Here is a 13293-nt window from a genome sequence, read left to right on the forward strand (position 1 = left end):
CGGGGCAGAGCCGCGAGACGGGTCAGCAGGTGTCCGTCTCGTGCTGGTGCACGACCGCGTCCGTGATCGGCAGCGGGATCTCGTACACCGAGCACAGCCAGACGCTGCTGCCACCGATCACGGCCCCCGGGCCCAAGCCGTTCACCCGGGCGGTGATCACAACCCGGTCGGGTGAACGGCTGACGTCCAGCACCTTGTTGGACGAGGAGTCGACCGACGCGACATCGGCGTCGGTCAGCTCGCCGTCGGCGATCGCGGCGCGCAGGTCCTCCACGACGCCGGCCATGACCATCCGCGCGTCCTCCTCGGCGAACCGCCTGCCGCGCTCGCCGGAGTCGTGCACGGCCACGAAGAACCACGTGGCGACGCCGACCAAGACGACGAGGACCCCGCCGAGCACCCACCACGAGAGCGTGGTGAGTGCTCGGCCGAGGCGCCACTCGCGGGAACCGGTCATGAACCTTGATACTCGATCGAGTCAAGCTTGTGCTGGAAAAGCAGCGAATAGCCCGACGCACCCGGCGTGTTGGGGTGGAACGACTCCCGGCTGGTGCACGGGTCCTCCCCGCCGACCGAGGGGATGCAGAACGGCGACGGCGCGTCGCCCTCGTGGTAGTCGCCCTCGCCGTTGGCTCCGAGGCGCGGACCGTGGAGCCACGCCGACGAATCGCAGATCCGGTGGCCGGTGAAGTGGTCGATCGCCGCCGCGTAGTGGACCTTCCGGCCCAGCGCGGCCTGCTCTTCGACGGCTTCCCGTTGCCGGAGGGTGATGTGCGCGGCGAGATCGTTCAGGGCCTTGGCGTGGATGCTGCTGAACAGTTGGCCGCTGCACGCGTTCTCCTCGACGAACAGCTTCGGGTAGCCCATGAGCACGATGTCCGCGTTGGGTGCGCGCGACGCGATGGTGCGCAGGGTGGCCGAAATACCCGACTTGTTGTTGTCGATCAGCGTTTTGTACTTCTCGACGAACTCCGCGATGCTGCCGCTGCCGCAGGCGGTGTGCTCGATGCAGTTCGAGATGGCGCCGCCGAACATGTTCTCGTCGTTGGCGCCGATGGTCAGGCCGACGAGCGTGGTGTTGGCGTCCAGCACACCGGAGTCGACCTGCGCGATCTCCCGGAACTGGCCCTCGCCCGCCGTGTACTGGGCGGGGTTGCCCCACGACGTCGGGACTCGGGTGCCCAGCACCGACCACGTCCGCGCGCCCGAGCACGCCACGAAGCCGAGTTCGGCGCGGGGGTTGAACTCGTCGGCCAGTTGGCCGAGGTTGTCCTCCTCCCCGAACAGCACCGTCTTGCGCGCCCACGCGTCACGGCTGCGCCGGCACGCGGCCCAGTCGGGCGTCCCGTGGTTGTTGTCCGTCTCGCGGTAGTAGTTCCCCACGCCCTCACCGGACGTGTAGGAGTCGCCGAGCACGGCCACGATGTGCCGTGGCTTGGCGGGCAGCGGCTGGAACGCGACCGCGTCCCACGCCACGTCGTTGACGCCCCGGCCCTCCTCGGTGATGTTGCTCAACCGCACCTGCGGCGTGCCGGTGAACTGGTACACGCCCAGCGACACCCACTTGTTCTGCTCGGTGCCCTGTGGCAGGTACCGGTTCTTGTCGAACGACCCACCGCCCCGGTTGACCTCGTAACGGGCCTGCTGCGTGTGCGCGCCGTGGTCCGGGGTGTGGACCAGGACCCGCGCCCAGCCGTTCAACGGCCGGTTGAGCGTCCACGTGCCGGTGACCTCGAGCTTGGCGCCCACGGCATCGGCGCGGTTGGTGTGGGAGAACCAGAAGTGCCCGCCGAACCCGGCGCCGAGCTGGTGGAAGTCCGCTTTGGACGGATACCGGCCGGCGGAGTCGGCGCCGAACGCCAGCGAGAACGAGCCCTCGCTGGTCCACTGCACGCCGCACGGTCGCTGGGTCGTCGAGTGCGGCGGCACGGACGTCGTGACGTCGTCCACGACCAGCGCGCCGTCGGGCAGGCCGTCGCGCCTGCAGTTCGGCGGGTAGCTGCGGCCGTCGGGCTGGTAGGCCACATCGGGCTCGCGGAACCGGATGATCTCGTGGCCGCACTTGGCGGCGCAGTCGTCCTTCCACTGCGCCGGGTAGTGCCACCAGCACTTCAGGTCGTAGTAGCCCTGCGCGTCGCGGTGCACGCACGGCCCCGCCGGCTCACCGATCGTCGACTCGTCCTCGGGCGTGTTCGGGTCGTCCGGCTTGTTCGGCAGCTCCGACCGGGTGGTGTCGCAGCCGTTCTTCAGGACCTCGCAGAACAGGGTCGTCGGCGGCTTCACCGCGCGCCGGTTCGCCTCGGCGCTGGGGCCGGTCTGCGGCGGGTCGATGCCCTCACGCCACCCGTTCCAGTAGGACGCGACGTAGCCGTGCACCAGCTTGCCGGGTGATTCCACCGACTCGATCGGGTGGCCCGCCCAGCCGAGCACCTTCTCCTGGTACGGCCAGCGCTCGGGGTTCGCCGCGTCGGCGTAGCTGATGTCCAGGAACGACGCGCGGTTGGCCGGGTAACGCGGGTTGACCGGGTTGTTGGCCCAGCCGACGCCCCACGGCGAGTCGCTCGGCGGGTTCTGCGGGTTGAACCCCGAGTTGTACGCCCAGATCGCGAAGAACCAGTTCTCCAGGTACTGCGGGTCGCCGTCGTTGACGAGCATCCCGGCGTTGCGGGTCTGGTTCCACTTCTCCTGGAGGATGCGCAGTCCGGCGGCGATGTTGGTGGCGAAGTCGACCGCGACCGCTTTCTGCTGGTTCGCGGGCAGCGCGGTCTCGCCCGGCTTGGTGCGCCCGGCCATCCGCATGCCGTCGGTCACCTGCGCCACGCCGTAGCCGCAGTCCGCTTCGTTCCAGCGGATGTCCCAGTCGTCGCCGGGGTCCGTGTTGTAGATGTCGGTGCCGTAGAAGTTGCCGATCAGCGGGTTGGCCGTGACGCCGGGCAGCGCGAACCGCGCGGCCTGCCACAGGTTCGACTCCTGGGCGAGGATGCCCAGCATCACCTGCGACGGCACCCGGCCGCCGCCCGTCAGCGCGCGCGGCGGGAACATCTGCTGCGGCTGCCACGCGGGCAGGCCGGAGTGCTTCCAGTTGGCCTCCCGCTGGATGTAGAGGCCGTTCGTGACGGCGTAGTTCACCGCCCACTCCACCTGGCGCGCGGTGGGTTGGTAGACCTGCACGTTCGGGTCGTTGCGGGCGATGGCGCAGGTCTGCTCGGCGTCCAGCGGGGTGTCCGGGGAGCCCGCCGCGCCGATGGTGGCGGCGGTCAGCTCGGGGTGGCGGACCCGGCCGGTGTCGGACATCGGGGACGGGGTGGCGGCCGGGTCGACGGTGAACGCGGTCTGCTTGCCGGTGGCCGTCACCTTCGCCTCGACGCGGACCGGCCGTGCCGCCGCCAGGTCTTGCACCGCCGCACGCGGGTCGGAGTTCCCGGCCCGCAGCACCGAGGTCACGGCCACCTCGCCGAGCGTCGACATCTCGCTGTCCTTGGGCACGTCCAGCCGCGCCACCGTGCGCGGCAGGCCCTTCACCTCGTCGGCCTTGCCGGTGACGAACACCCGGCCCGCCGCGCTCGCGGCCAGGCCCAGTTCGCTGAGCGGACCCTTGGCGAGGGTGTCGACCTGCGCGTTCTTCTCGGCCTTCGCGAGCCTGCGGACGAACGCCGTGTCGCCCTCGCGGTCGAGGAACACGACACCGCCGTCGGCATCGGCCTTGAGGTGGAAGGGCAGTTCGGACGTCGGCGCGAGCAGCCGCCGCGCGCCCGCCCGGTCGACCGACACCAGACCGGCGGAGTCGGCCGCGACGATGCCGCCCGGCGTGGGAACCGCCGAGGTCAGCTGGCCGGGCACAGCGACGGGCGCGCCGAGCGTCCCGGCCGCCGCGTCCACCTCCAGGAGCCTGGTCCGGCCGAGCGAGTCCACACCGTCCTGCGTGATCACGGCGGTCTCACCGGCGCCGCAACCGGGGTTGTAGTACGCCAGGCTGCTCTGCACCGGCAGCTTGGTCACCGCGCCGGAGTCCAGGTTGACGGTCGCGGTGAACCCGCCCCGGTCGAACAGGTCCGTCTCGTTCGTGAACGTGCGCGGCGCGTAGACGACCACCAGGCGTCGGCCGGACCCGGTGGCGCAGGCGTTGCCGATCCACTGGTCGACGTCGAAGCCGGGCTCGGACAGGGTCGCGACGGTGCGCCAGGCGTAGCCGTCGGCCGCCCGCGCGGCGAGCAGGTGGAAGCCGTCGGCGTCGCCGGACGTTGTCCAGGCCACGTCGGCGGACTCGCGCCAGTTCTTGCCCAGCACCTCGGTCCGCTTGTCCGGAGGCACCGTTCGGGGTTCCGCGCTCGCCACCTCGGCGGGCGAACCGGCCCGTTCGGCGGTCTTGTCGGTCTTCTGGTCGGGAGCCGCCTGGGCAGCCGTGACGGGGAGCAGCGCGAGGATCATCGCGGCGCCCAACCGTCTGGTCGATTTCCACCGGAGCAAGGTGTTCCCCCACGGTTTTCGGGCGCGCCGAAGCACACCGAACGGCAAGTGCGGTGGTGTCGGAGCTGGGTGCGGTGGCCGTGCCACCCGTGATCGAACCGAATATAGGGACGCGCCGAACGCGGTGTCCAGGAAGCGGTCGGCCGTCCACACCTGCCTCTAGCAGGCATTTCCCGCCGGCGGGACAGTCACGGCGATGGTGTGAGAGCGCTCTCACGACCGCGCGGCGACCCTCGCCGCGCGGGCTCTTCCGCCCGGACTACCTGCGCGGCGGGTCGGTGGGGAGGGTGATCGGCGGGTCGTTCGGACGGCCCGGGAAGCCCGGGATGCCCGGTGCGCCCGGCCGCCCGGGGGTCGGCACCTCGGTGGTCGGGGCCGGCTCGGTCGGCTGCGGTGGCGGGACGTAGCCGGTCGACACCAGCAGCGTGATCACGGTGCCGCGCAGCGCGCTGCCGCGTGGCGTCTGGCTGACGACCTGGCCCTTCGGCTGCTCCGAATTCCGGTTCTGCGCGGACACCTTGTACCCGGCCTGCTCCAGGATGCGCGTCGCCTCGTTCACGTTGCGACCCACCACATCCGGGATCCGGATCTCCGCGCCACCCTTGAGGTAACGCTCCTCGACCGGCGGCAACCCGCGCACCGGCAGTCCTTCGTGGACCTTCGTCATGGTGTCGAACCACGTCCGCGCGGGCACCGTGCCGCCGAAGATGTTCCCCTCGGCGCACAGCCTGGGAGCGCCGGTGACGCAGATCCCGCGCGGCTCGACGCCGTCGTTGAACGTCTGCACCGCACCGGCGAAGTCCGGCGTGGCGCCGATGAACGCCGCCGACTTGTAGTCCTCCGTCGTCCCCGTCTTGCCCAGCATCGGCCGCGTCCACTTGAACTGCTGCGCCGCCCGCGCCGCCGTGCCGCGGCCCTGGTCGTCCTTCGACATCCCGACCGCCAACCCGTTGGCCAGCGGCTCCGCCACGACCTGCTCGCACGGCGCCTCGTTGACCTGCACCGGCTGACCGTTGCGGTCCAGGATCTGGCCGATCGGCGACGGCGGGCACCACACCCCGCCGCTGATGATCGTCGCCGCCACGTTCGCCAGCTCCAACGTGCTCACCGGCGCCGGGCTCAACGTGAAGGAGGCGTTGCCGCCGTTGGACTTGTAGAACTCCGTCTGCGAGATCCGCAGCTCCCGGTTCTTCGCCTTCGGGTCGGGCCGCACGCCCGCGATGTTCGTCGCCATCGTCTCGCGCATCCCCAGCCGGGACGCCATGTCCACCACCGGGTCCATGCCCAGCTGCTCTTCCAGGATCACGAACCCCGTGTTCGGGGAGGTCTGCAACGCCGTCTGCAACGACATCTGCGGCGGGTACGACGAGTCGAAGTTGCTCAGGCAGTACCACCGCGTGTTCGGCTCACCGGTGGGGCGGCACTTGTCGCCACCGCCCTTGAACACCCGGGACTCGTAGGAGCTCGGCGTGGCCATCGTGCTCTCGATGCCCATGCCCTTCTCCAACGCCGCCGCCGCCGTGAACACCTTGTAGATCGAGCCGGCGCCGAACTTGTTCTCCACCCCGGACGGCAGGTCGAACTGGGTCTGGAACTGGTCGCTCTTCAACCCGTAGTCGCGGTTCGCCACCAACGCCACGACCTCGTGCCGCTCCTTGCCCGGCCGCACGATCGCCATCGTGTTCGCGATCCCCTCGGTCGATTTCGCGACCTGGGCCTCCGCGGCGACCTTCGCCTGCTGCGTGATCGTCCGGTCCAAAGTGGTCCGAATGGTGTAACCGCCGGTTTTCAACTGCTCCTGGCTGAAACCGTTCCGCTCCAGGTAGTTCAGCACGTACGAGCAGAAGAACCCGTGCTCCGGACCCGCACCGACGCACCCGCTCGGCGGCGTCCGCACCGGCGTCGCCAACCCGAGCGGCTCCTGTTTGGAGGCTTCGGCGGCGTCACGGGACAGCTTGTCGTTCTCGACCATCTTGTCGATGACCTGGTTGCGCCGCTCCAACGCCTTCTCCGGGAACACCTCCGGGTTCAACGCCGACGGGCTGTTGACCATGCCCGCGAGCATCGCCGACTGGGCCACGGTCAACTTGTCCGGCGTGGTGTTGAAGTACGCCTGCGCCGCCGCCGCGATCCCGTAGATCGTCGAGCCGAACGGCACCACGTTCAGGTAGCCGGCGAGGATTTCCTCCTTGCCCAGTTGGCGTTCCAATTGCAAGGAGATGCGCCATTCACGGCCTTTTCGCGCAACAGTTTGCTCCTGCGCCTTCTGCTGCTCCACCTGGTTGTTCCGCGCGACCACGTGCACGAGGTAGTTCTTCACGTATTGCTGCGTGAGCGTGGAGGCACCCTGGGTGACGGAACCGCTGAACTGGTTCGTCAACCCGGCGCGGATCGTGCCCCGCCAGTCCACGCCCTGGTGCTCGTAGAACCTGCGGTCCTCCACCGAGACCAGCGCGGCCTTCATGGTGGGGGAGATCTTCTCCGGCGGCACCAGCACCCGGTACTGGTCGTACAGGTACGCGATCGGCGTGCCGTCCTTGTCCGTGATCGTGGAGATCAACGGCGGGTCGGTGGTGACCAGGTCCGAGGAGATGCTGTCCACCGTGTCGCTGGCTCTGTTCGACACCAGCCCCAGCGAACCGACGACAGGGAACAACATGCCTGCCAGCAGCACTCCCGCTAGCAGACACAGGCCGAGAAGTTTCAGCACGCCGTTCCTGGCTCGCATGCGGGTCAGCGTACGCGGCATGCAAAGAGGTGATCGAGATCGCGCAAGAGTGATTACGCAGGATGAGTACTCGTACTCAAGACAGGTAACAGGTGGGCAACCCAGGGTTGGAGGTGGAACCAGAAGGCTCTACAGTCCGTCACTGTCCAAGACAGCACGCCGACGGCTGACCACTCGATGGTGAGCCTACGGCATCCGCGGCAGGGGTGTGGCGGATTTAGGAAGTCTGGGCACTGTGTGAACTGAGGTGGGGGCTATGCAGCAGGGGGATTGGCGTATCAAGGCTTCGTGCCGTGATGAGGAGCCGGATCAGCTCTTCGTCCGCGGAGCGGAGCAGCGCAAGGCCAAGTTGGTGTGCCTGGGATGCCCGGTGCGCACCGAGTGCCTTGCCGAGGCCCTGGACAACCGGATCGAGTTCGGTGTCTGGGGCGGCATGACGGAACGTGAACGGCGGGCGTTGCTGCGGCGTCGCCCGGACGTCACGTCATGGCACGAGCTCCTGGACACCGCACGTCAGGAGCACCACGAAGAGTCCAAGGTCGGTTAGGCCGGAAGGCCCGACCCCTATTCGCCCGCCAGCCGCCGACCGATCTCGTGCAGGCCGTCCAGGTCGTGCACGTCGGTCGGCAGCGCGGGCACACCGATCAGCGGAACACCGGGGTGCGCACGGGTGAACCGCGCGAGCAGTCGCTTCTCCCGATCGGCGACGGCCACGCGATCCGCGTGCACCCGCAACACCGCGGCAGCCAGCGGGGCGTCCCCAGTGCGCTCCAACCGGTCCGCCGCCGCCAACGCGCCTGGTGCGGGCAAGGGGGCCAGCACCGGGTGCGTCCGGTTCGCCACCAGACCGGTCAACGGCATCCGTTCCGCGCTCAACCGCTCCACGAAGTAGCTGGCCTCGCGCAACGCGTCCGGTTCGGCCGCCGCGACCACCAGGAACCCCGTGCCCGGTGATCGCAGCAGCTCGTAGGTGGCCTGGGCGCGTTGCCGGAAGCCGCCGAACATGCTGTCGAACGCCTGCACGAACGTGGAAGCGTCGTGCAGGAGTTGGCCGCCCACGATGGTCGACACGGCTTTGGTGAACAGGCCGAAGCCCGCGCCGACGATCTTGCGGATGCCGCGCCCGCCCGCACGGGCGGGCGCCGACAGCATCCGGATGAGCTTGCCGTCCAGCACCGTCGACAGCCGCTGCGGCGCGTCCAGGAAGTCCAGCGCCGAGCGGCTCGGCGGCGTGTCCACGACCACCAGGTCCCACTCGTCGCGCTCGACCAGCTGGCCGAGCTTCTCCATCGCCATGTACTCCTGCGTGCCGGAGAACGACGTGGAAATCGTCTGGTAGAACGGGTTCGCCAGGATCTGCTCGGCCCGCTCGCGGCCGGCGTGCTGCCACACCATGTCGTCGAACGTGCGGCGCATGTCCAGCATCATCGCGTGCAGCTCGCCCTTGAAGCCCTCCACGTCGACGCGCCGCGGCTGGTTGTCCAGCTCACCCAGGCCCAGCGACTGCGCGAGCCTGCGCGCCGGGTCGATCGTCAGCACGACCGCCCGCCTGCCGCGTTCGGCCGCCCGCACGGCCAGCGCCGCCGCCGTGGTCGTCTTGCCGACGCCACCCGAGCCGCAGCACACCAGCACCCGCGTCTCCGGGTTGTCCAGCAACGCGTCCACGTCCAGCCGGTTCACCGCACACCTCGCCCGACCAGCACCTCGGCCAGCTCGTAGAGCGCGGCCACGTCAACCCCGTCGGTCAGCTCCGGCAGCTCCACTGTGGGCAGATCGGCTTCGGCCAGCTTCTCCTTGGCCCGCTGCTCCATTCGGACGCGCAGGGCGTGCTCCACGGTCTGCTCGACCAGCCCGTCCAGCACCTCCTCCTCCACGTCGAGGCCACCCGCCTGCAACCCGGCGCGGATCCGGCCGGCGTCGACCCGGCCTTCGGACGCCGACGCCACCGACCGCGCGGGCAGCCTCGGCGGGCTGACCCGGTTCACGAACACCGCGCCCGGCCTCAGGTCCGCCGCGTCCAGCTCGGCGACCGCGTCCAACGTCTCGCGCACCGGCATCTCCTCCAGCAGCGCCACCAGGTGCACCGCGGTGTCACCGGAGTGCAGCAGGTTCACCACGCCCTCGCTCTGGCCCTTGATCGGCCCGACCTTGGCGAGGTCGGCCATGGCCCTGGTGACGTCCAGGAACCGGACCACGCGGCCCGTCGGCGGCGCGTCGAGCACCACGGCGTCGTACTCGTGCCGGCCGGTCTTGCCCGCGCGGCGCACGCACTCCTTGACCTTGCCGGTGAGCAGCACGTCGCGCAGGCCCGGTGCGAGGGTGGTGGCGAACTCGATCGCGCCCATCTTCTTCAACGTCCGGCCGGCGAAGCCGAGGTTGTAGAACATGGCGAGGTATTCGAGCAACGCCGCCTCGGGGTCCACGGCCAGCGCACGCACTTCGCCGCCACCGGGCGCGGACGCGATCCGTTCCTCGGAGTACGGCAGCGGCGGGCGGTCGAACAGCTGCGCGATGCCCTGCCGGTTCTCCACCTCCACCAGCAGCACGCGCCGTCCGCCGGTGGCCAGCGCCAGCGCGAGCGCGGCGGCGACCGTGGTCTTGCCGGTCCCGCCCTTGCCCGTCACCACGTGCAGTCGCGCGCGGGTGAGTTCGTCGGTCCAGCCGTTCACCAGATCAGCCTATGCGCGCCGGCCTGAGAACCGCGGGCCACGCCGTCAAGCCGGCCACGCCGTCGAGCACGGTCAGTCCATCATGGTGACGAACACCACCGCGATCGCGGTCGCGGCGACGATCCCCCACGCGATCACCGACGGCAGCACGTACGCGATGAGCACCGCCACCACCGCGACCATCACCGCGCCGATCAGCAGCGCCCGCCACACGTCGGACGGCATGGCCCCCTTGCGATCCCGCGCCTGCGCCATGCCGACGAGGATCATCACCAGCCCGCCCAGGAGGAACGAGCCGGTGGCGACGATCCGCCATGTTTCCACGTGAGCAAGCTAGCCCGGCGTGATCGCGCCGTCACGCCTTGACGCCCGGATCGGCCCCACTTTCCACCCACACGAGGCGCGCCTCGGCCGTCTTGTCGATCGTGAAGTACCAGAGCGCCCGCTCCGCGCTCGTGGTCGAGATCCGGAGACCGCCGTCCGGCCGGGTCACCTCCGTCGATCCGTCACCGAAGTCCAGACCCAGGCAGCCGCCGAGCGGTCCGACCGCCAAGGGGCTCTGACGCGCAGTGTGTCGAGTTGGTCGTGACCGAGCGTGTCGCCGGTGTACGGGATACAAAAACCGTGATGGCGGGACGTTGGTGTTCGGGGCGCGGGCGTACTCCGCGTTCCTCGCTGATGTGAAGAACACTCGCCTATGACCCGAACGGAGGTACTCGGTCGGGTGCCCCCGTTCGATCTCCCGCTAGGCTGCGGCCCATGCAGAAGTGGGAGTACGCGACCGTCCCGCTGTTGATCCACGCCACCAAGGCGATCCTGGATCAGTGGGGCGCGGACGGGTGGGAGCTGGTCACCGTTCTGCCCAACCCGAGCGGTGAGCAGCACGTCGCCTACCTGAAGCGACCCAAGGCATGAGCTGGACGGCGCGTCTCGCCGAGCTGGGTGTCGAACTGCCCGAGGTCGCGGCTCCGGTCGCGGCCTACGTGCCCGCCGTGCGCACCGGGCAGCTGGTGTACACGTCCGGGCAGCTGCCGTTCGTCAACGGCTCGCTCGCGGCCACCGGCAAGGTCGGCGGCGACATCAGCCCGGAGGAGGCCAAGGCGCAGGCCCGCACCTGCGCGCTGAACGCGTTGGCCGCCGTCGACGCGCTGGTGGGCCTGGACTCGGTGGTGCGCGTCGTCAAACTGGTCGGGTTCGTCGCCTCCGCCGAGGGCTTCACCGGCCAACCCGCCGTGATCAACGGCGCGTCGGACCTCCTGGGCGAGGTCTTCGGCGAGGCCGGTCGGCACGCGCGGGCCGCGGTCGGCGTGGCCGAGTTGCCGTTGGGCGCGCCGGTCGAGGTGGAACTGATCGTCGAGATCGGGGAGTGAGATGTCGGACACGTGCCACGAGCTGTTGCTGAGGCTGGCCGGGCGGCTGCCGGACGAAGTCCTCTGGAGGTTCCGCGACTGGGCCGCCACGGACGCCGTCAAGGTGCTCGCACGAGCCCTGCCGCGCACGTTGCTGCACGACAGGGTCGGTCTGACGGACTACGAGCAGAGGCTCCTCGCGGACGCCCTCGTGCCGCACGGGGCCGACCGGTCCACGATCAGTTCGGTCAAAGGGCTGGACGAACTGCCCGATTCCGGCTACACCTTCTCCCCGGAATCACCCGAACGGGTGGCGATGGGTGATTCCGCGACCGTGGTGCTCGGAGCGACCTTGCGTGGACGCCCCGGGGTCGGCGAAGTCCGGTCCTCGTGGCGGCTGGGCAGGGGCGAACCCAGGAGGCTGATCCTGGTCACCGCTTCGACCGGGGAAGCCCGGTTGACCGGTGAGCTCCAGCGGGTGCTGCGGGCGCTCGGCGAGCACGACCCGTGTGTCGAGGTCCTGCCCGCCGGATTGGACCTGTCGCCCTACCACAGGGCGGCGTTGGCGGCTTCGGAGCTGGTGTGCGCCGGCGCCGATGCCGATGGGCACCTGGTGCCCGTTTAGAGCTCGGCGCTCCCGCGCGGGCCGGAAGGAGAACAGGCGTGACGAACGACGGAGTGGGACTCCCCGTCCGTTTACACGACCTCCTGTTGGCGCTGGCCGGACGCGTCGACGACGACGCGCTGACCCAGGCTCGGGAGCTGTTGGCGGTTGCCGAGCTGGACAGAGCCGTGGAGCTCGTCGTCGGCTGCCTGCTGGCCGGGCGCATCCCGGTGTCGCCGGAGGAGCGCCACGAGATCGGCTGGTTGCTCAGCGAGGTCCGCTCGGACCGCACGCTGGCCGACCGGCTGTTCGCGGTCGAGCAGGTGCCGGTGGTGAGGCACCGCTTCAGCGTCGAGTCCGACCCGGCCGACGGCCTCGGTGACGTGCTGGGCAAGACCGTGTCGGTGCTGCCGGACGTGCGCGGCGTGCGTGCGACGTGGCGGTCCACCCCGGCCGGTGCGACGCCCGGACCGCTGCCGCAGCGGGTCGTCCTGGTGGACATCGGCCCGGCGGGTTTCGCGCCCGCCACCGCCTACCGGGTGGACACCGTGCTGCGCAAGGCGGGCATCCGGGCCGCGGTCGAGGTGCTGACCGTGGGCAACCAGCTCGGCGAGTACCACGCGGCGGCCGTCACCACGGCCCGCGAGGTGTTCTTCTCGTCCGGGTCCACGAGCCCACAGCCACCACCGGACTCCGGCGCGTGGTTCGACGGTGAAGTGCGGGGCCAGGCACCGGTAGTCGAGCCGGAACCGGTGCCTGTCGAACCCCAGAACGGCTCCAAGTCACGTCGTGCGCGCGTCGAGTCGTACGAGGGGGCGCAGCCGTTCCCGCCCAAGCCGGTGAAGCGGCTGCCGGTGCGCGAACCGGTCGAGGACGTCCGCGTGAACGACGTTCGGGCGAATGACGTCCGGGTGAACGACGTTCGGGTGGACGACGTCCGCGTCGACGAGCCGCGTGTGGAGGAGGTGCGCGTCGAGGAGATGCGTGCCGACGAGATGCGTGCCGACGAGGTGCACGTCGAGGACGTCCGGGTCGAGGCCGTCCCGGAAGCCCTCGTCGAGCCGCCGCCCGTGGTCGAGCCCGTGGCCGAGGAGCGGCAGGCGCCCGTTCCGCCACCGATGTTCGCGTTCCCGTTCCCGGACGACCACCCGTTGTCCCGGGCCGAGGTGACCACCGAACTGGGGCCGGACGACCTGGCCGCGCTGCAGGCGGCGTTGGCCGAGGGCCAAGCCCCGGCTGCCGTCCAGCTACCGCCGACCGTGGACGCCAAGCTCAGCGACCGGGAACGGGCGTTGTTGCAGCAGCTGCACGAGGAGCTGGCGCAGCGCGAACAGCAGGCGTGGCCCGCCGGACCGGAGTTCGTCAACGGCGTGCCGAAGCCTTCGAACGGCAAGTACCCCGGCTAGAGGCTCCTCGGTTTCGTCAACAGCTCGGCCCTGGCGTCCGTTGTGAGCGGGCGGTAGGGCCGAGCTGCTT

12 protein-coding genes are annotated in these 13293 nt (G+C 70.1%); 5 read left to right on the top strand and 7 right to left on the bottom strand.

Annotated elements, in window-relative coordinates; all coding sequences use genetic code 11:
* Positions 1 to 22 precede the first annotated feature (22 nt).
* From FM051_RS26840 to FM051_RS26850, 3 genes are all read right to left on the bottom strand, one after another.
* The gene (locus tag FM051_RS26840; protein ID WP_158848067.1) at positions 23 to 457 is read right to left on the bottom strand and encodes a hypothetical protein; all 435 of its coding nucleotides are present in this window, start codon (positions 455 to 457) and stop codon (positions 23 to 25) included.
* Entirely contained in the window at positions 454 to 4428 is a 3975-nt protein-coding gene (locus FM051_RS26845) for a golvesin C-terminal-like domain-containing protein (RefSeq protein WP_158848069.1), read from the bottom strand. The genes FM051_RS26840 and FM051_RS26845 overlap by 4 nt, the downstream gene beginning before the upstream one ends.
* A 298-nt stretch (positions 4429 to 4726) precedes the next feature.
* On the bottom strand, positions 4727 to 7195 hold the full coding sequence (locus tag FM051_RS26850) for a penicillin-binding protein (RefSeq protein WP_158848071.1): 2469 nt from the start codon (positions 7193 to 7195) through the stop codon (positions 4727 to 4729).
* A 256-nt stretch (positions 7196 to 7451) separates the two neighbouring features.
* Here FM051_RS26850 and FM051_RS26855 point away from each other — a divergent pair, with 256 nt between their 5' ends.
* The gene (locus FM051_RS26855; RefSeq protein ID WP_158848073.1) at positions 7452 to 7742 is read left to right on the top strand and encodes a WhiB family transcriptional regulator; all 291 of its coding nucleotides are present in this window, start codon (positions 7452 to 7454) and stop codon (positions 7740 to 7742) included.
* Positions 7743 to 7759: 17 nt separating this feature from the next.
* Here FM051_RS26855 and bagB read toward each other — a convergent pair whose 3' ends face one another.
* The 4 genes from bagB to FM051_RS26875 all read right to left on the bottom strand — a co-directional run bounded on the left by bagB (position 7760) and on the right by FM051_RS26875 (position 10417).
* A complete protein-coding gene (gene bagB / locus FM051_RS26860) occupies positions 7760 to 8875 on the bottom strand; it encodes an ATPase BagB (protein WP_158848075.1) in 1116 nt (371 codons plus the stop codon).
* A complete protein-coding gene (gene bagA / locus FM051_RS26865) occupies positions 8872 to 9864 on the bottom strand; it encodes an ATPase BagA (RefSeq protein WP_202919046.1) in 993 nt (330 codons plus the stop codon). The genes bagB and bagA overlap by 4 nt, the downstream gene beginning before the upstream one ends.
* 72 nt (positions 9865 to 9936) lie before the next feature.
* The gene (locus tag FM051_RS26870; RefSeq protein WP_158848077.1) at positions 9937 to 10188 is read right to left on the bottom strand and encodes a hypothetical protein; all 252 of its coding nucleotides are present in this window, start codon (positions 10186 to 10188) and stop codon (positions 9937 to 9939) included.
* A 31-nt stretch (positions 10189 to 10219) separates the two neighbouring features.
* Positions 10220 to 10417, bottom strand: coding sequence for a hypothetical protein (locus FM051_RS26875; protein WP_158848079.1), 198 nt, complete (start codon positions 10415 to 10417; stop codon positions 10220 to 10222).
* A 206-nt stretch (positions 10418 to 10623) separates the two neighbouring features.
* On the opposite strand from FM051_RS26875, the gene FM051_RS26880 reads away from it, so the two are divergent.
* From FM051_RS26880 to FM051_RS26895, 4 genes are all read left to right on the top strand, one after another.
* Positions 10624 to 10779: a Sp36 family protein gene (locus FM051_RS26880; protein WP_141979599.1), complete on the top strand. Its 156-nt coding sequence runs from the start codon at positions 10624 to 10626 to the stop codon at positions 10777 to 10779.
* Entirely contained in the window at positions 10776 to 11234 is a 459-nt protein-coding gene (locus FM051_RS26885; protein ID WP_158848081.1) for a RidA family protein, read from the top strand. The genes FM051_RS26880 and FM051_RS26885 overlap by 4 nt, the downstream gene beginning before the upstream one ends.
* A gap of 1 nt (position 11235) precedes the next feature.
* A complete protein-coding gene (locus tag FM051_RS26890; RefSeq protein ID WP_158848083.1) occupies positions 11236 to 11838 on the top strand; it encodes a hypothetical protein in 603 nt (200 codons plus the stop codon).
* An 86-nt stretch (positions 11839 to 11924) separates the two neighbouring features.
* Entirely contained in the window at positions 11925 to 13223 is a 1299-nt protein-coding gene (locus tag FM051_RS26895) for a hypothetical protein (RefSeq protein ID WP_158848085.1), read from the top strand.
* Positions 13224 to 13293: the final 70 nt, after the last annotated feature.

The organism is Saccharothrix deserti, from assembly GCF_009769385.1.
In the GTDB taxonomy this organism is placed as follows: Bacteria; Actinomycetota; Actinomycetes; order Mycobacteriales; family Pseudonocardiaceae; genus Actinosynnema; species Actinosynnema deserti.